Source organism: Methylotenera sp. L2L1, from assembly GCF_000744605.1.
GTDB lineage: Bacteria > Pseudomonadota > Gammaproteobacteria > Burkholderiales > Methylophilaceae > Methylotenera.
Genome location: NZ_JQMG01000001.1, coordinates 2,091,630 through 2,110,637 on the forward strand (window position 1 = coordinate 2,091,630; position 19,008 = coordinate 2,110,637).

At 43.2% G+C, this 19,008-nt stretch carries 15 protein-coding genes; 5 read left to right on the forward strand and 10 right to left on the reverse strand.

Going from position 1 to position 19,008, the window contains the following annotated elements:
- Positions 1-59: 59 nt before the first annotated feature.
- Together hrpA and FG24_RS09875 are read left to right on the forward strand one after the other, a co-directional pair.
- A complete protein-coding gene (hrpA, locus tag FG24_RS09870; protein WP_369797034.1) occupies positions 60-4,118 on the forward strand; it encodes an ATP-dependent RNA helicase HrpA in 4,059 nt (1,352 codons plus the stop codon).
- Positions 4,119-4,123: 5 nt separating this feature from the next.
- Positions 4,124-5,044, forward strand: a complete 921-nt coding sequence (locus FG24_RS09875; RefSeq protein ID WP_036304235.1) for a hypothetical protein — start codon at positions 4,124-4,126, stop codon at positions 5,042-5,044.
- A 41-nt stretch (positions 5,045-5,085) separates the two neighbouring features.
- Here FG24_RS09875 and FG24_RS09880 read toward each other — a convergent pair whose 3' ends face one another.
- Entirely contained in the window at positions 5,086-5,673 is a 588-nt protein-coding gene (locus FG24_RS09880; RefSeq protein WP_036303029.1) for a hypothetical protein, read from the reverse strand.
- 210 nt (positions 5,674-5,883) lie between these two features.
- On the opposite strand from FG24_RS09880, the gene FG24_RS09885 reads away from it, so the two are divergent.
- Positions 5,884-7,689: a pyrroloquinoline quinone-dependent dehydrogenase gene (locus FG24_RS09885; protein WP_200876889.1), complete on the forward strand. Its 1,806-nt coding sequence runs from the start codon at positions 5,884-5,886 to the stop codon at positions 7,687-7,689.
- 26 nt (positions 7,690-7,715) lie between these two features.
- A complete protein-coding gene (locus FG24_RS09890) occupies positions 7,716-8,357 on the forward strand; it encodes a GDSL-type esterase/lipase family protein (protein WP_036303032.1) in 642 nt (213 codons plus the stop codon).
- A 13-nt stretch (positions 8,358-8,370) separates the two neighbouring features.
- On the opposite strand, the gene FG24_RS09895 is transcribed toward FG24_RS09890, so the two are convergent.
- Together FG24_RS09895 and FG24_RS09900 are read right to left on the reverse strand one after the other, a co-directional pair.
- Complete coding sequence (locus tag FG24_RS09895) at positions 8,371-8,622, reverse strand: SemiSWEET transporter (RefSeq protein WP_369797045.1); 252 nt, start codon at positions 8,620-8,622, stop codon at positions 8,371-8,373.
- A gap of 8 nt (positions 8,623-8,630) precedes the next feature.
- Positions 8,631-9,563, reverse strand: a complete 933-nt coding sequence (locus FG24_RS09900) for a DUF808 domain-containing protein (RefSeq protein WP_036303040.1) — start codon at positions 9,561-9,563, stop codon at positions 8,631-8,633.
- Between the two features lie 112 nt (positions 9,564-9,675).
- Here FG24_RS09900 and FG24_RS09905 point away from each other — a divergent pair, with 112 nt between their 5' ends.
- Positions 9,676-11,892, forward strand: coding sequence for a heavy metal translocating P-type ATPase (locus tag FG24_RS09905; RefSeq protein WP_036303041.1), 2,217 nt, complete (start codon positions 9,676-9,678; stop codon positions 11,890-11,892).
- A gap of 174 nt (positions 11,893-12,066) precedes the next feature.
- Here the strand turns inward: FG24_RS09905 and FG24_RS09910 are convergent, their stop codons facing one another.
- Genes FG24_RS09910 through FG24_RS09940 form a run of 7 tightly spaced genes read right to left on the reverse strand, consistent with a single transcriptional unit; the run spans position 12,067 to position 18,953 of the window.
- Entirely contained in the window at positions 12,067-13,338 is a 1,272-nt protein-coding gene (locus tag FG24_RS09910; RefSeq protein WP_036303043.1) for a tetratricopeptide repeat protein, read from the reverse strand.
- 24 nt (positions 13,339-13,362) lie between these two features.
- Complete coding sequence (locus FG24_RS09915; protein WP_036303046.1) at positions 13,363-14,283, reverse strand: ExeA family protein; 921 nt, start codon at positions 14,281-14,283, stop codon at positions 13,363-13,365.
- 3 nt (positions 14,284-14,286) lie between these two features.
- A complete protein-coding gene (gene mshL, locus FG24_RS09920) occupies positions 14,287-16,032 on the reverse strand; it encodes a pilus (MSHA type) biogenesis protein MshL (protein WP_036303048.1) in 1,746 nt (581 codons plus the stop codon).
- A gap of 44 nt (positions 16,033-16,076) precedes the next feature.
- Positions 16,077-16,502 (reverse strand): hypothetical protein, encoded by a 426-nt coding sequence (locus FG24_RS09925; protein ID WP_235189758.1) that lies wholly within the window; start codon positions 16,500-16,502, stop codon positions 16,077-16,079.
- Between the two features lie 2 nt (positions 16,503-16,504).
- Positions 16,505-17,212, reverse strand: coding sequence for an MSHA biogenesis protein MshJ (locus tag FG24_RS09930; protein WP_036303052.1), 708 nt, complete (start codon positions 17,210-17,212; stop codon positions 16,505-16,507).
- Positions 17,209-18,006 carry an MSHA biogenesis protein MshI gene (locus tag FG24_RS09935; RefSeq protein WP_036303054.1) on the reverse strand — a complete coding sequence of 266 codons (798 nt, stop codon included), beginning with the start codon at positions 18,004-18,006 and terminating at the stop codon, positions 17,209-17,211. Before FG24_RS09935 ends, FG24_RS09930 begins: the two co-directional genes overlap by 4 nt.
- Complete coding sequence (locus FG24_RS09940; RefSeq protein WP_235189759.1) at positions 18,003-18,953, reverse strand: agglutinin biogenesis protein MshI; 951 nt, start codon at positions 18,951-18,953, stop codon at positions 18,003-18,005. Before FG24_RS09940 ends, FG24_RS09935 begins: the two co-directional genes overlap by 4 nt.
- Positions 18,954-19,008: the final 55 nt, after the last annotated feature.

Here is a 19,008-nt window from a genome sequence, read left to right on the forward strand (position 1 = left end):
GCGTTCACGCATAGATTATTAATGCTTTTGCATGATTCACTCAAGCAGACGAGCGCGGCATGATAAAATTTGCGCCTATGAATGTGAGTAAACCTGATAATCTAATTCCTGCTAATTTTAATGACGCGCTACAAACCTGCATGCTGGTAGATCGGCATGCCTTGCGTCGTAAAATGCAGGAGATCAACGTACTGCAAAAGCTAAATGATGAAAAGTCCTCAGCAAAGGCGCAACGTATGGTGAATGAAGTTGTGCAAAAAATGCATACTTCACAGCAAAAGTACCAGCAGCGGTTAACAAATTTACCTAAGCCAGAATACCCGCCAGAGCTCCCAGTCAGCGCTAAACGAGATGAAATATCCAACGCCATTAGCAAACACCAAGTGGTGATTGTGTGTGGCGAAACTGGCTCTGGTAAAACAACGCAGTTACCTAAGATTTGTTTAGAACTTGGCCGTGGCGTCACTGGGCTGATTGGCCATACACAACCACGTCGTATTGCGGCAAGGTCTGTAGCCAGCCGTATTGCACAAGAGCTGAAAACGCCATTGGGTGAGGCTGTGGGTTATAAGGTACGGTTCAACGATAAATTATCAGAGTCCAGCTATGTTAAGTTGATGACGGATGGTATTTTGCTCGCAGAAACGCAGGGCGATAAGTTTTTAAACGCTTATGACACTATTATTATTGATGAGGCACACGAGCGTAGCCTGAATATCGATTTTCTACTTGGCTATCTCAAACAGCTGTTGCCTAAACGCCCAGATTTGAAAATCATTGTCACTTCTGCCACTATCGATGCGGATCGTTTCTCGCAGCATTTCAATGGCGCACCCGTGATTGAGGTGTCTGGACGTACTTTCCCCGTAGAGATTCGCTATCGTCCGTTAGGTGCGGCGGGTTTCCGTGCCAAGGAAATTGCCGAGGCAGAAAATGCTCAGTTCGATTTAGATGATGACACCGTCTTTGGCATTGCACGTAAAGCTAAAACAGAGGCGCGCTGGCTAGAGGAAGATGACGAAGAAGAAGCAATTGAAGAGGCCATTTTAGATGCTGCCGATGATTTGCTACGTCAAGGTGATGGCGATATTTTAGTATTTTTGCCGGGCGAGCGAGAGATTCGTGATGTTGCTGACCATTTGCGCAAATACCAAGGGCGCTCTGCCAAGCTAAAGCATATAGAGGTGTTACCTTTATTTGCGCGTTTGAGTATTGAAGACCAGCAAAAGATTTTTAAAAGCCATAGTAGTCGGCGTATTGTGTTGGCTACCAACGTGGCAGAAACGTCACTGACAGTACCAGGTATTAAATATGTGATTGATGCTGGTTTAGCGCGGGTGAATCGATATAGTACCCGTGCAAAAGTTGAGCAATTGCAGATTGAGAAGATTAGTCAGGCTGCCGCTAAACAACGTGCAGGGCGTTGTGGTCGCGTATCAAACGGTATTTGTGTCAGGCTTTATTCTGAGCAGGACTTTAATGGCCGCCCAGAATTTACCGAGCCCGAAATCTTACGCAGCTCACTAGCCGCTGTTATTTTACGCATGGCTGCATTACGTTTGGGTGATGTCACAGAGTTTCCTTTTATTGAGGCACCATCATCACGCTTAATTGCCGATGGATACCTCTTATTGCAAGAGCTAGGCGCGGTAGATGCACGTCGCCAGATTACTGAAACAGGCTTGCAACTTGCTAAGCTACCGCTAGACCCAAGGGTAGGGCGGATGATACTTGCCGCTAAGCGCGAGCATTGTTTAAAAGAAATCTTGATTATTGCGAGTGTGCTCAGCATACAAGACCCACGTGAGCGCCCAATGGATAAGCGTGAAGCGGCTGATAATGCACATGCTAAGTTTGCGGGTGAGGGCTCAGATTTTATGAGCTACTTGAAACTATGGGATTTCTTTGATAGTGCGTTAAGAACCAAAAAATCTAATAAAGATTTGCTGAATCAATGTCACAGTAACTTTTTATCATTCCTGCGTTTGAAGGAATGGCGTGAGTTACATGGGCAATTATTAGATATTGTCTTAGAGATGGAATTTAAGCTCAATGAAAAAGAGGCTAACTTTGAGCAGATTCACAAAGCGCTGTTGGCTGGCCTATTAGGTAACATTGGCTTTAAAGATGGAGATAGTGACTCATACGCGGGTGCGCGTAGTATCCGTTTCCACGTAGCGCCCGGCTCAACCCTTAAAAAGTCTCGTCCCAAATGGGTGATGGCGGCAGAGCTGGTGGATACCACCAAGCTATACGCACGATGTGTCGCCAAAATTGAACCAGATTGGATTGAACCACTTGCCAGAGGCTTAACAGAAAGCCATTATTCAGACCCGCGTTGGGATAGGAAAATGGGCATGGTCAACGCGTGGGAGCGCGTCAGCCTGTATGGGCTCACGATTATTCCAAAACGCCGTGTACATTATGGCCCGATTAATCCTGCTGAAGCGCGTGAGATATTTATACGTGAAGCGCTGGCAAATGGCGAATTTGATACAAAATCTGCATTTTTTACAGAAAATGAGCGCTTGATAGCAGAAGTTGAAGAGCTAGAGCATAAAGCGCGCCGACAAGACGTGCTGGTAGACGAGCATAAACTTTTTGCATTCTATGATGCCAAAATACCAGCGGATATTTTTAATGCTGCAAGCTTTGAGAAATGGCGTGCTGATGCTGAGAAAATATCCCCAAGGTTGCTATACCTGACTCGCGATGATTTAATGCGGCATGGCGCAGATGCGATTACGGCTGTGCAGTTTCCTGAAAAAATCATGTTAGATGGCGTTGAAACCACGTTGAAATATCGCTTTGAGCCTGGTCACGTTTTAGATGGTGTGACAGCTACGGTGCCGCTTGCCTTGCTGAACCAACTGAATCCAGTTCAAACTGAGTGGCTAGTGCCTGGGATGTTGCGTGAGAAGATTACTTATCTGATTAAGGCGCTACCTAAAACATTCCGTCGTGTGTGTGTGCCTGTGCCAGAATTTGTAACGGGTTTTTTAGATGATGTGAATGATCAGTTTTCACAGCCTATGCTGGAGACTTTGGCTGCCTATATACAGCGCAAAACAACGCTAAAAGTCGGCAAGGAAGATTGGACGCTTAGTGACATACCGCCACATCATTTAATGAACTTTAGTGTGTTAGATGATGGTGGGCGCGAGCTTGCAATGGGGCGCGACTGGAACGCGCTTAAAAAGCAGCTAGGGTCTGCGGCGCAACTTACCTTTAGAAACACGTCACCTGATATTGAAAAAACAGGGTTAAAACAATGGGACTTTGGTGATCTGCCACAAACGCTTAGTTTTGAGCGGGATGGCTTAAAAGTGACTGGGTATCCGGCGCTTGAAGATGCTAATGATAGTATTGCCGTTAAGCTATTTGATACGGAACGTGAAGCTGAGCTGAGCCATCGTAAGGGTGTATGCCGATTGATGCGTTTTGAGCTAAAAGAGCAAATGAAGCAGTTGGAGAAAAGCCTACCAAACTTTAATCAATATGCACTCACTTTACGTAATGTCATGTCAGCCGATGACTTACGTGAAGATATGATTTTGGCGATTGCCGACCGTGCATTTATTGGCGAAGATGATTTGCCGCGAACAAATGCAGACTTTATGGTGCTGAAACAACGTGCCAGAACACGCTTGCCAGCAGTGACACAAGCTGTCGCGCGGCAAGCGCAGGCAATTGCTGGGGAGTATCAATTGCTTGTGCAGAAGCAGGGGCAAATGGCTGCAACCGTTAATCGGCTAAAGCGAGATTTAGAGCAGCAGATAGGATTGTTAGTATATAAAGGATGTTTTAGCCAAACGCCTTGGGAGCAGTTGCAGCATGTTCCACGTTATTTAAAAGCGCTAAGACTTCGTATCGAGAAGCACCCGGCCAACCCTGATCGTGATGGCAAGAATGCCGCCAGTGTGGGTTTGTTCTGGCAAAAGTGGCAAGACAAAGTAAATGCGTTAAACGCCGCACATTTGGATATTCCACAAAGCTTGCATGACTTTAGATGGCTGATTGAAGAGTTACGCGTATCTTTATTTGCACAGGAGCTTAAAACACCATTTCCTGTGTCGTTAAAGCGTCTTGAGAAAACATGGGCAGACCTTCGCCTCTAAACATTATGCAGTCTAATCAAGCTAACATTAACCATAGTAATGAGCAAAACTTTGATGAGTTTTTAGCGCAGGCACTCCGCCTGCGTAGCGTTAATGATAAATCTATCAGCGTTAATATCAGCCGCAATACCATCATTGCGATTGTTCTTTCGTTATTGATTCATGCGTGTATTTTCTTTTTTGCGCCTAATGTTAAATTTGATGAACCGCCAGCAAGCCCAGCGACCACCATTGAAGTGAGCTTTGCGCAACCAAAAGCAAAGCCAGTGGCAGCGCCATTACCAGAGCCAATCCCTGAACCGGTGAAAGAGCAACCCGTTGTTAAGCCTGTTAAGCAGCCTAAAGTCATCGCAAAGGCTCCTAAACCATTGAGTAAACCAGAATTTACCGTGCCAGATCCGACCCCTGTGCCTAAGCCACAAGCGCAAGAGCCTGTATTAGACCCAGCAAAATTCCCTGATATGGCGTCATATATGAAAGCAGTACAAGCCAGTAGGCGGGGTGCGGAATACGATGCAGCGAGACAAAATGCTGAGGCGATTGCTAGCGAGCGTGGGCCGAGTGAAGAACAAAAAAGAGATGAGCGCATTAAGAATAACTTTAAAAGTGGTACTAACGGTATTTTCGAAATCACTAGCTTAAATTCACGTCACGCAACGTTTGCATTTAGAGGCTGGACCAATGATTTTAGTGCATCTAAACGTCAGTTCTTTGAGATAGAGGCTAATGGTAGTCAGGATGTCAGGTTGATGATGATAAAACGCATGATTACGCTTATCCGTGAGCATTATCAAGGTGACTTTACGTGGGAGTCTCATCGTCTTGGTCGCTCGGTAACGCAATCTGCAAGATTAGAAGATAACGCAGGCTTAGAAGATTTTCTGATGATGGAGTTTTTTGGGAGTAATTATCGAAATAACTCGTGAATTTAGCCGATTAATTTACTTTCTTAGCTTATTTCTCTAGCTTACTTTTCTTGATTAAGCGCGCGCCTGTATTGTTCTAGTCTTTCTTGGTAGCTCTCAGCATCACCGTAATCTATAAAACGTGAATAGCGTGAGTGAGCACCCAGAATTTTTCTGGCATGTTTAATCGGGCAAAAGTATTGTTCCGTGCGCGCCACAATTTCGCTGATATAGGCAATCATGCCGGTACCGTACGCACAGTAAGTACAATGAAATTTTTCTATAAAATTTAGGTATTGTAGTTGTTGTCGATCGTAGATGACGTAATCTGCTCTGCGCACTTTTTTGATGCCGTAAATTGGAAAGCATGTGAGTTGGTAAAGTGTGATGAAGATATCGGTAATGACCAATGGAATGATCATGGCGTAAATGATTGGCCCTGTAATCAAATTTTGTGGGCGATTGGTGACTAGCCAAGTGAAAAAGTTTCTTTTAAGACGTTTATGCGTTTCTTTCATAGACTTTTCAAACTCAACACGCTTGCCTTTAATTTGAAAGAATATGGTGGACTGTTGCTCGTTCAGCGCAGTGCGTAAATCATCTTCTAGCTCGGTAATTTGATTTAGCAACTGCTGAATACGTTCGTTCATGCAAACTCCTAGTTTTATGCGCTAATTATATGGTTTAAATAAATTGAAACGCGATGGAAAATAGATGTCCAACGACATGAGTATAGCGTCATATTGGCTTATTGCTGCGTATTGAAAATTAAATCCGCTTGTTAATTGGCAAAAAGTATACACATCTGTATACTTTAAGCTGAATATTTTGTACTAAAGTTAAATATAAGGATGTTGTTGATGTATAAGTACTTGAGCTTAAAGCAGTTAAAATCTATCAGCGGTAATGCGATGCTGATAGGGGCTACCGTTACCATGGTTGCATGTTCAGGAATAAGTCATCAGTCATCCTCATCTTCTCGTCAAGATTGGCCTGTGTATGGGGGAGATTATACGAATCAGCGTTTATCGCCTCTTACACAAATTAACACAGAGAATGCTAAGAAATTATCGCTGGCATGGGAGTTTAAAACAGGCGTTTCTGCCAGTTTTCAGGCGACGCCGGTAGTGACGGGTGGTGTGATGTATGTGGCTTTGCCGTTTAACCATGTGGTGGCGCTTAATGCGAAGACAGGTAAAGAGATTTGGCGCTACGAGCACAAGCGTAAATCGGATTGGAAAATGTGCTGTGGTCCGGCTAATCGTGGCGTGGCGGTCAGTGACGGTAAAGTGTTTATTGGTACTGTAGATGCAAGGTTGATTGCGCTAGATGCAAAATCTGGTGCAAAACTATGGGATATTGATGTGGCAGAAGATACCGCCTTAACAGAGAACACAGGCCTATTAAGTAAAGCCGATGCTAAAAGTAAAAAAGAGATATATGGCGGTACTGGCGTTGGTATAGCAATGGCACCGGTCGTATATCGCGGTAAGGTGATTGTTGGTGTAACAGGGGTTGGTTATGGCCTGCATATAGATAAACCAAGGCTAGATGCACCATTAGGAGCAGTGGTTGGTGTGAGTGGTCAATATGGGCGCCCAGGCTTTTTAGCTGCTTATGATGTGCAAAACGGTGAAAAAGTATGGCAGTTCGACACGATTCCATCACAAGGATGGGAAGGGGTGTTTACAGAAACAACCTCTGATGGCTTGGTGCTTAATCGGGATGTTGCAGCAGAAAAAGAGAACTTTAAAACACATCAGGACGCTTGGAAATATGGTGGTGGATCGGCTTGGACTACCCCAGCCATTGATACCAAAACCAATACGCTATTTTTTGGTACGGGTAACCCTTCACCGCAGATGAATGATGTTTCACGTCCGGGTGATAATTTATACACAGTGTCTTTAGTGGCTTTAAACACAGAAACAGGCAAGATTAAATGGCACTACCAGCAAGTGCCGCACGACGTTTGGGGTTACGATGTAGCAAGCCCGCCAGTGCTATTTGATTATGTGAAAGATGGTAAAACAATCGCAGCAGTTGGTCAGGCTGGTAAAACGGGTTGGTATTACGTAAACGATAGAAAAACAGGTGCACTTTTAACAAAATCAGACGCTTTTGTCCCTCAGCATAATTTATTTGCTAAGGCCACAAAAGAGGGCACCGTGTTGTATCCTGGTATTTTAGGCGGTGCAAACTGGAGCCCAAGCGCGCTGGATGAGCGTAGTCAAACCAGCTTTGTTGCTGGCATTCATGCGCCAATTAAATATACGCTGGTAGACGAGCCTGCGAAAGATGATTTGCCTGCTATTCAATATGTCTCTTCAGAGCCCACTAAAGATGCACGTTGGGGCGTTCTGTCTGCCATTAACTTAACGACCGGTAAAATGCGTTGGCAAGTAAAAACAGAGCAGCCGTTGATGGGTGGCGTGCTAGCTACACGTGGTGGCTTAGTTTTTATGGGTGAGGGCAGTGGTCACTTTAATGCCTACAATAGCGATACTGGTCAATTAATCTGGCAGACAAAGGTGACTGCTGGTGTTAATGCACCGCCTATCAGTTATGAAATTGATGGCGTACAATATGTGGCGGTGGTTGCCGGCGGCAATGCTATTTTTGGCTTCCCATCTGGGGACCAAGTGCTTGTTTACGCGCTCCCTTAATCAATAAGATATTCATAGGATATTGAATGGTCAGAGGATTTCTGCTTGGCATCATCGTCGTATTATTTGCTGCATGTGATTCAGGTCATCAATTTACGACGCTTTCTGCAAATGCAAACGTTGTGGTGTTAGGCGATAGTCTTACCTACGGCACAGGTGCTGCGGATGGGGAAGATTACGTGAGTCTCTTGAGTGCAGATACTGGCTGGAAGATGATGAACGCTGGCGTGCCCGGTAATACATCAGCTGATGGTTTAAGTCGGCTGGATGGGTTGTTAGCATCGCATGATGATGGCAGTCAGAAAATAGATTTGCTGATAGTAGAGTTAGGCGGCAACGACTTTTTGAAACACGTGCCTGAAACAGAAACCGTACGTAATTTGAATGCAATACTCACGCAAAGTAAGGCGCGAAATATTCAGACTGTATTAATCGCAATTCCTAAATTTAGCCCAATAGGCGCAGCATTTGGTAATCTGGAAGATCATCCCTTGTATGAGAAACTGGCGGATCAAACAAACACACCGCTTATTGACAGTGTATTTTCCGATGTATTGGCAAAGAATAGCTTGAAAGCTGACCCAATACACCCGAACGCAGATGGTTACCGTATTGTGGCCACAGACTTAAAAAGTGCTTTATCCGATTTTGGTTTTCTGAAAAACTAGTGGTTTAAATACGTTAATCTTTGTGTGTGATTTTTAGGTAAAGCACTACACATGCGAGCATGAGGGTGACGCTGTTGGCTACAATAATCGGCCAGCTCACAATCATGATGCCATAGATTAACCAGCCAAACACACCCAGACTAAACAGGCTATACATTGGTAGGGAAACACCAGACAAATCTCTGGTTTTCCATGAGTGCAACGCCTGCGGCACAAATGCAAATGTGGTTAGAAATGCCGATAAATAACCAACTAAATCCGCCATATCTAACATTATTTCGCTTTAATTATCTTTAATAGTTTTTTAACGCCAAGCATTATCACGAGCGCAACAATACCAGCAACAACGCCAAACACTCCATCTAATAACGTTGGCATAATGGCTTGTAAGAACCCGCTGCTTGTCCCGTTGCTTATGTGCTCAATTGCATGGTGCACCATAGGAATGCCATGTACCAGAATTGCACCGCCCACTAAGAACATTGCAGCAGTACCGACTACTGACAAAGTTTTCATCATATGAGGCGCAAACCATAATATGCCAAAACCAAGCTTGCGTTTTAAAATAGCTGCTAAGCTTTTGCCTTTGCAGCTGGCTAGATATAAGCCGCCATCATCAAGTTTTACGATGCCGGCAACTAGGCCATAAACGCCAACCGTCATTATTGCAGCAATCCCTGATAACACTAAAATTTGCTTAGTAAATACTTCTGTGGCAACAACACCTAATGTGATGACAATAATTTCTGCAGAGAGCACGAAGTCTGTGCGAATAGCACCTTTGATTTTTTCTTTTTCTAGTACTTCTAGAGTTTTGCTTTCATCCTGACCAATTAACTTTTTAGGGTTATGGTGGACATCCTCTTCAGCATGGAAAAACTTATGGAACAGCTTTTCAACCCCTTCAAAACATAGAAACAAGCCGCCTAGCATCAGCAGTGGTGTGACCAACCAGCTAGCTAAGCCACTAATCACCAATGCCAAAGGCACTAGAATCACTTTGTTAATTGCAGAGCCTTTGGCTACTGCCCAAACAACAGGGAGCTCTCTATCTGCATTTACACCAGATACTTGCTGTGCGTTTAGCGCAAGATCATCGCCCAATACGCCAGCAGTTTTTTTAGCAGCAACTTTAGTCATGACTGATACATCATCTAAAATAGTTGCAATATCATCAATAAGCGTTAAAAGACTTGCACCGGCCATGATTGCTCGTTTCTAAACAAAAGTTATCTAAATAAAGGTTGATAGGTTTAATTACAATGACGAGGATTATAATGGATTACCACCATAATCAACTTTATCGAGATTAAAAATCATGGCTAATCAAGCAAGTAATGAATGGACATTAGCAATTAAGGGCATGACCTGCGCATCTTGTGCTAGTCGTGTTGAAAAAGCGCTGCTTAAGGTGCCAGGGGTAGTGACAGCTGAGATTAATCTTGCTTTAGAAACTGCACAGGTTGCTGGCATAGATAAAGTGACTACACAGCAGTTAGTTGATGCGGTGGTTACTGCTGGTTATCAGGCGCAGTTGTTAACTGCGGAACACGATAGCGTTGAGCATCTTGCTGAGTCTTACAGGCAGAACCATTGGTGGCCAAGTGCGCTTGCTGCTATGTTGTCATTGCCGCTAGTGATTGTAATGGTTGCACAGTGGCTGGGTTGGCAAGGTGAACTTTCTGGATGGTTGCAATGGGTCTTAGCAACGCCGGTGCAATTTTGGTTAGGTTGGCGTTTTTATAAAGCAGGCTGGCATGCGCTTAAAGCTGGTGCTGGTAATATGGATTTACTGGTTGCGATTGGTACTTCTGCTGCTTATGGTTTGAGTGTGTATTTGTTGTTTGCCCCTTCTCACGGCGCAGGTGCGCATCATTTGTATTTTGAATCCTCTACGATAGTGATTACCTTGGTGTTGTTTGGGAAATGGCTTGAAGGACGTGCAAAAGCACAAACTACGCAAGCAATAAGAGCCCTCAATACATTACGGCCAGCGTTTGCTACTGTTGTAAAAAATGGACAGCCACAACAAGTCTCTATTGCGTTAGTTAAAGTGGGGGATTTAGTTTTAGTAAGACCTGGCGAGCGTATTGCTGTTGATGGAACTGTGCAGAGTGGTGATAGCCAAGTCGATGAGTCACTGATTACTGGCGAGAGTCTGCCAGTTCCCAAAGTGACAGGCGACAAAGTAACTGGTGGTGCCATGAATGGCGAGGGTGTGTTGACTATGATTACCACCGCCGTAGGCACGGAAACTGTATTAGCGCGTATTGTGCGATTAGTAGAGTCTGCACAAGCGAAAAAAGCACCAATTCAGCGACTGGTAGACAAAGTGAGTGCGGTCTTTGTACCGATTGTGATTGTGATTGCAGCACTTACGCTGATTGTTTGGGGTGTGCTAAATGGAAACTGGGAAGCTGCCATTATTAATGCGGTCACGGTTTTGGTGATTGCATGCCCATGTGCTCTGGGTTTGGCAACCCCAGCGGCAATCATGGTTGGTACTGGCGTTGCTGCGCAACATGGCATTTTAATTAAAGATGCAGAGGCACTAGAGCTTGCACATGCTGTTAAAACCGTTGCGTTTGATAAGACTGGCACATTAACTGAAGGGCATCCTAAATTGATTGCCATGCAATCATCTGCCAAAGAGAGTCGTGATCAGGACGTAGACCAACTGCTGATATTGGCTGCAAGTTTGCAAGTAGGTAGTGAGCATCCGTTGGCAAAAGCCGTCACTAATGCCGCTAATGCTAAAGGCTTACCTTTACAAATGGCACAAAACTTACAGGCGTTAGCAGGTAAGGGTGTGGTGGGTGAAGTAGGTGGGCAAACCTTATATTTGGGAAGTGCGCGCCTAATGAGTGACTTAAAGGTCAACCTCTCTAAATTTAAAGATGATGCGTTAGCGTTAGAGCAAAAAGGGTACAGTGTTTCATGGTTAGCACAAGCGAGAGCGCTTGATCATTTTGCACCTAAGCTATTAGGCTTATTCGCCTTTGGCGATGCGATTAAGACAACAGCTCATCAGGCGATTGCTGATTTAGAAAAGTTAGGCATAAAAACTGTATTGATATCAGGTGACAATCAAGGCAGTGCCTCCAGCGTTTCTAGCCAATTAGGTATTTCGCAGTTTTACGCACAAGTATTACCAGATGAAAAAGCCACTATCGTCACCCAGTTAAAACAAGACGGGTTAGTTGCTATGGTGGGAGATGGATTAAATGATGCCCCCGCGCTAGCTGTCGCTGATGTGGGGATTGCAATGTCTAGCGGTACTGATGTTGCCATGCATACATCGGGGATTACCTTGATGCGAGGTGACCCTGCTTTAGTTGCACATGCGATTGATATTTCTAAACGTACTTATCAAAAAATCAGGCAGAATCTATTTTGGGCATTTATCTATAACGTCGTGGGTATTCCACTGGCTGCCATGGGGGTGTTAAGCCCTGTATTGGCAGGAGCCGCAATGGCATTAAGTAGCGTGAGTGTGATTTCTAATGCGTTATTGCTCAAATTATGGCGCCCGTAAAAGCTTGGGATAGTTGTCGCTTTTAGCACATTAACCATGTTGAATTAGGTCTTCACTTAAACTTTGTACTTATCTTAGGTTGCTACTTCGGTTGCTACTTACCTAAAAGCTTAGCTAGCTAGAGACTTATCAGTTTAGAATTTTACTTTGCTAGCGTTTTACCTATCTAGTGCTTTATTTAGTGAGACTTTGACTGATTTTCTTTAGTTGTTGGTCTACAAAGCTTGAGAGCCCAGGACCGAGTGAACCCGTTTGCTGGGCTTTAATGAACGCTTGTTGTGCGTGCTCTAGCTTACCTGTTGCTTGTAAAGAAATCCCTAAGCCAACCAGCGTATTGCTTTTTACACTGCCAGCGTTTGTTTCAAGTGACACTGCTTTCATGTAATGGCTAATGGCCTCTTCATGTCTGCCACTGCGCTGTAATAATGTAGCTAGAAAAGCCTGATAGGCTGCGTGGTTAGCCGCATATTGCAGACCATGCTCTAAGGTGCTTAATGCCGTTGCTTGATCACCAGCATTAATTTGCAGGCGCGCTAAAGCGATACGAAACTCGTTCTGTTCAGGGCTAATTTGTAAGCCTGTATTTAGTACGTCTTTTGCATCATTCAGCCGTTTGTTATCTAGTAATAAACTTGCAAGGGTTAATCTAGCTTCATGATGTGTTGGGTTAAATTCAAGTGCTTTTGCTAAATTAGCCTCTGATTCCGCAACTCTACCTTGTTGTAAATAGCTAAGTGCTTGCTGATAGTAGCTATTGGCATTTTGTTCAGGGCTTATTTTCTTGTTGATATTTGCCTGTGGTTTACTAGCGATCGGTTGGGGGCTAATGCTCTTACTAGCAGGGGTTGTGACGGCCTCACTTTTTTGGCTTTCATTTATTTTTTGGTTTTGTTTTACTTCAATTGGCTCCCTAGGTTTTTTTTCATGCTCAGTGGCTGTAGGCGCTGTTATTTTGGGGGTGTTAACGATTATTGTCGTTTTAGCTGGCTGATCTAGCTTATACCGCTGATCTAGGTCGTACCTAAGAGTAGTCTCAAATAAATTGCTTGGTTGCGTATTCTGCTGTGCTTGGGTATTGATGCCTGACTCATTTGCGTCATTAGCAGATGTGATTGGCGCCGCTGGTAATACCTCTTCTGCTAACCCTTTGTCTTGAATAGTTTGTCCAAAGTTTGCAGGTTTAATCTTGTTTGTTTGGTTTTCAGTGCTATTTTCACTCGCTCTATTAAACCCTAGTAAATCTTTAATACGGTTTGGTTGTTCAAGTGCAAAAAAAACAGCATAAGCAACTGCAATTACAATCAGTATTAGACCGATAGTGCCAATAGCCTTGTTGTTACTTCTCTTTTTGGATGCGCCAAATTGTGGCGTAATTGCTTGTTGAACATCGGTGGGCCTTGCGCCACGTTGTTCAAGATCTTTTAGCATTTGGTTGATTAAACTCATTGTTAGTCTTTTTGTGATCGAGGTTTAATATAGTGTTTGATTGTTGATAAACATAAATAAGACTAGGCCAAACACCCCTAATAGCATAGTCAAGAATAAGCTTTTTAATCCAATTTTTAGCCAATTTGACTCAACCGAACTAGTGTCGGAAACTGCTGCCAACACTTCGCGCATACCTACTTGGTGCTTGCCTTTACCATAAGTCGCTAATAAGGCTTTGTGAGCCAGTATGTTAATGAGCCTTGGCACGCCTTTTGAATGATAGAACATCAGGTATAAAGCGGTACGGCTAAACATACGGCTACCTTGATAACCTGCAATGGTGAGGCGATGGTTTAGGTAGTAGGCCATTTCATCGCGGCTCAGTAGATCAAGCTGATAGTCAAATGTGATTCTTTGTTTAAGTTGTCTGATAGAAGGGTGGTTTAATTTGTCTTCTAGTTCTGGCTGTCCGAAAATAACCACTTGTAGCAACTTTCTTTTTTCAGTTTCTAGGTTGCTTAGCAAGCGTAGCGCTTCTAATGTTTCTATGGGCATGGCTTGTACTTCGTCAAGACATACCACTACTTTGATATTGTCTCGTGCAAAGTTTAACAGGGCGTGTGTGAGCGCATTGAGTATTGCATGCTGTGTTGCTGGTACATCAGACGGCAGGCTAACATTTAACTCTTCAGCCAATACCATTAAAAGTGACTGCGGCTCAAGGTATGGATTGGGCACATACGCTATTTTATAGCTTTGGTCTAAGCTAGACATGAGCTTGCGGCATAGCAATGTTTTACCAGTGCCGACTTCTCCCGTGATTTTAATGAAGCCCTCGCCAGTGGTGACTGCAAATATGACGGTGTTTAATGCATCCTGATAACTTGCAGAGGCAAAGTAATAGCTTGTATCTGGCGTAATGCTAAAAGGAAACTCATTAAGCCCGAAATGTTGCAGATACATTGGCTATTTATCCTCTGTCGGAGCAGGTCTTTGCATTTCTTCGATGCGTTGTTTGCTGGATAGCATATCGTTAGCCCAGCTTTCTTGACCTTGAACAACTGATGCTTTAAGTAAAATTACCAACTCAGACTTTGTTTTAGAAGCACCTTGTTGGCGGAACGCAGCACCTACGCCTTTTATATCACCTAAACCAGGTACTTTAGATTTAGAGCTAGTTGCACTTTCCGTCATTAAACCGCCAATCACAATCACACGCCCATCACGTGTGCGGACAATGCTATCAGTTTCGCTGATGTTACTAGACGCCAAAGGTAGGTTGATTTGACCTGCAGTGCCGCCCAATGTCACTTGTTTGTTTACCGTAGATACTTGGCTAATAGAGGGGTGCATGTGCAGGATGATATTGTCATCCCTGTCGATTTGGGGGGTGACATCCAGCGTAATACCAGAGAAAAACGGTTGTAATATCACTTCAGGAACGGTGGTCGTTGCGCCTACAGATGCGGTGGTGTTTGATGAGATACCTGTCACAAAAAACTCGTCTGTTCCTACTTTTAGCACAGCTTTTTGGTTGTTGATAGAGGCAATGCGCGGGCTAGATAGCACTTGTACATCGCCTTGTGTTTCTAAGAACGATAGTAACGTTGAAAAGTTAGCTCCTTGCAGTGCGATGGCAAACAATGGTCCCCCCAACGCTGTTGTTGCCGCATTGGCGATTACGTTACCATTAGCCGCAGCTAAATCTCCACTGATTAAGTTGCCATTGCCGCTACTTGCCAGTTGTGTGTTTGCGTTAATATTGCCTACGATACCTGTGGTAGAACCTCTACTGCCAAAGACAGACCAATTTACCCCACTTTGAGATAAATCATTAAGCTGTACATTGATGATTTTTGCTTCAAGAATCACTTGTCGTTCGATTGATACCTGCATTAGCCGTAAAAAGGATTCAACATTACGAATCTCATTGGGCATAGCGCGCACAACAATCACGCCAGATTGTAGGTTTACAATAATACGGCGACCATTTTCATTACCGACAATCCCATTAAGCGAATCGGTTAAATCTTGCCAGAAGTCATTGTTAGAAGAGGTGGTGATGCTTGTGCTTGTTAACGCGCGGTTTGTATTGTTACCTGAATTACCAATGTTGTTTGTGACTTGTGACGCACCGCCAGTGTTATTAGCACCTTGTTGGTTATTTTGTCCGCCACTGATAGAGCCTGATGTCACGCGTGTGTCAGAGGAGCCTCTACGTTGACCAACAATATAATTCACTTGGAACACGCGCGTTTGCATTGATTGTTGTTCTATAAAGATGCGTGAGCCATCTACTTTATATTCATAGCCATATAAGGATCTTAGTGCATCTAGTGCCTCAAATACGGTGACATCTTTTAAATTTACTGAGATATCGCCCGTGATGTCTGGATGAACAAGCATGCTATAGCGTGTACCACCAACAATACCCATCAATACTTGGTTAGCTGGCGCATTGTTGATTACTAAATCAAAACGTTGCTCAAGCTTCTTTGCTGTTGCTTTTGGAATCTCAATTTTTAAGGGTGGTAAAAGCGCATCGTTGATTTCAACCGGCGTTGGTGCGGATGGTTTGATTTCTGCGCCAGTGCTTAGCTCATCTTTGATCGTGCTTAGCGTGCTTTGGTGATGAGTTTGCATAAAGCCAGCGCAGCTAGTGAGTAGCATTACAATCAATAGTGGAGATAGTCGTATTGCGATTGTTGGCATGTTGTTCTCGTTCAGTTCATTCTAACTATATTGAGCAATATTTTTTACTTAGATTGGCTTCTTTGCTTAGAAAAGTCAGCCTGATTTTTAGCAGGCAGTATTTTTTTCTGTATTGAGTAGTCCATCGTTAATGTTTTCAAACTTCTGTCGGGGTTACGTAGCACAGCCTCTCGCTCATTAAGCTTGATTAATGTAGCGCCATCATATTTTTGCCCTAACATTACTTTTTGCCCATTAATAATCGCTGCATGGTAATTAGAACCAAGGATGACCGATTGTAACACGGGGCCGCTCAACAACTCGTCACCTAGGCTGCTAGATGATTGATGATAAAAGGCTGTAGGGGGTTGTGTTGGGTCCTTAAGCGTTTCGGCCAACGCATTACTTTGTAACAATAAATATACAGTGCCTATTAGCCATTTAGGTATTTGTTTTGCAAAGTGCTTAAAAGGGATTAAGTGCGAGTTCATGTTTAAATGCTCAACCATGCTTTATCTAAGCTCAGCGTATACACAGTGAGCTTAAGCTGGTTATTCGGATATGTTTTGGTTGTGAGTTCAGCCTTATTCCAAAGTACGTGCCAACGCATTTTTTCAATAGTAGACACATACTCAAGTAAATCTAAATAACGTCCCTCAATAGTAATTTCTACACCATGTTTAAATACAGGGTTGTCCTGTTCGGCAATTTGATTAGGTGTCGGTTGAGTGGCTGAATCGTTAGTGGCGTTCAAATGTTGTTCTAATAAGTTTTGAATGGGTAATGTATTGAGTGAAATTAGTTTTAATTTGCCATTTTTGGCTAATAAGTCTCGTAGTAGCTCTGGCATTTTATCAGGGCTAATTAAGGTGATATCTAGCTGATTTTGTGCGGTATTAAGCGAAAGTAATTCAGCTTGTAGCACTGAAATTTGTTGTTTGTTTTGTGCATTTGGATCAATCGGTTGTTTGTTTTTTAACAAATTCACTTGTTGCTGTAGATCTAACAATACTGATTGATCTGTCGATATCTCAGATAAAAATCGTTGTTTGCTAATGTCTAATGGCGTGATTAATAGCATATTAATCGCCGTGTACGTCACTAATGCTAAGGCCCCAAATACCATTAAACGCTCACGATTATTGAGCGCGTCAAATTTATCGGAGAGCAACAACCATTTTTCTATAAAAGTGGCTTTCAAAGTTTATCTCCAGTGGCAGGCGTTTGCTGAGCTGTGTTTAATTGGCCGTTAGGGGTAGGGGGCGATGCCTCGTCAAGTTTGGACGTTAGCGAGAACTCAATGTAATTGGGTGCGTTTGTAATAGGCGATGCATTTTGCACGCCGGGCTTTCCTGCTACAGCAGCTGTTTTGCTCGGCAGCGTTTGCGGTGCGGTGTTTGGTGTAGTTTGATTGTTGGCTAAAGGGTTGTTAGCTACAGTATCAGGTTTAGGCAAACTAATATTTAAACCAGAGAATAATTTACCTTTTAACGCAGGTTCATTGCTCAGGCGGTTAATATATAGCGGTACTAAATCCCCTTGCAATGCTCTACCTTGAATATTAAGTGTATCGGTTTGGCTGTCAACACTAAAGCCAGTTAACCAAAGGCCTTCAATACTTTGTCTAGCGAATGCGCGCATTAATTCTGCATAGCTGTTATCTGGTGTATTGGTGCTATGGCTGAGTATGTTAAGTATTTGTTGTTGTACTTGTGCTTTTTGTTCTAACTGTGCAATTTGCTTCTCTAGCGATAGGTCCTTCTCGAGTGGTGTATGCAATAAAGCCAAGGCTTTAAGTTCATTTTGTATTTTAATAAGCTCGTTTGCTACTTGCTGGCGTTGCATGCTGAGCGCTGAAACCTCTTTCTGCGCGTAAGCGTAATAGGCTAGCAGTACAAGCGTCATTGCAATTAGCATCGCGGCCATACTGTTGAGCGTTAGAAACTTCTTTTGTTTGACTAAAGCAATGTTAACGAGGTTAATCTGTTGGTTCACAGCTCATCTCCATCGCGTAATGCAGCACCGAGTGCGGGGAAAAACAAGGCTTGGGATTCTAGAGTGTTAAGTTTAGCACTACCTTCAAAATCAAAAATATCAGCTAAATCTAAACGCTCAACTTTAATGTATAAGTAAGAGGTAAGGTAGTCATAAAAATCTTCGCGACCAACAAATGGCGCTAATACAAGGCGATTGATGGCAAGTTGAGGAAATTGCCGTTCAAAGTTATCAAGCGAGCGTTGAACTTCTAACGCGAGTCTTTCAAAAATATTAGACTTTTGTTCGCTATTGTTACTGGAAATTGCTTCAGTATTGAGTTCAATTTGCCTTGCATGATATAGCGCTTTGTTAGCTGTGAATGTAAGCAAACCACCGTTTTTATTAATGGATAACAAAGCTAAGCCGCGGTTTTCTTCTTCAATGTAAGCTGCAATATTTCTTTGCGCCATTTCAGGAATATCAATCACTTCTAAACCTGATTTAGCAACATCGGCAAACTTCTGCATAAAGTCACCAATCAGTGCATTTTTTGAAGAAACAGCATAAACATAAGATTGTCGATTAGATTTGCTGTCATCGGTTGGAATGTGAATAACATCAATGGTTGCTTGCTCAACAGGGTAGTCAACCATGTCTTTAAGCTTCCAGCTAAGGGCTTGTTTTAGCTCATTGTCAGGAACATTCGGTTTTTCAATCTGAAATATTTGGTACTCGCCTTGCCTAATCAGCAAGGTGCAATGATAGCTATCTATATCAAGGTTAATGTCAGCAATGATGGATTGAATATCAAAGGCTTCTTTACCACTTTTAACCTGAGAAAAAGTCAGCTTTACCATGGGTTTTTGCCCATTGCTTTTTACGATATGCACAAGCTGTGTGCTTTGCTCTGATGGCTCTATAGAAAGCCAACCTTGCGATTTTTTCTTGGTAAAAAATTTCATCATGAGTGTTTATCGAAACCAAAAGTCTCTTATCGTTTGCAAACAGTATATACCACAT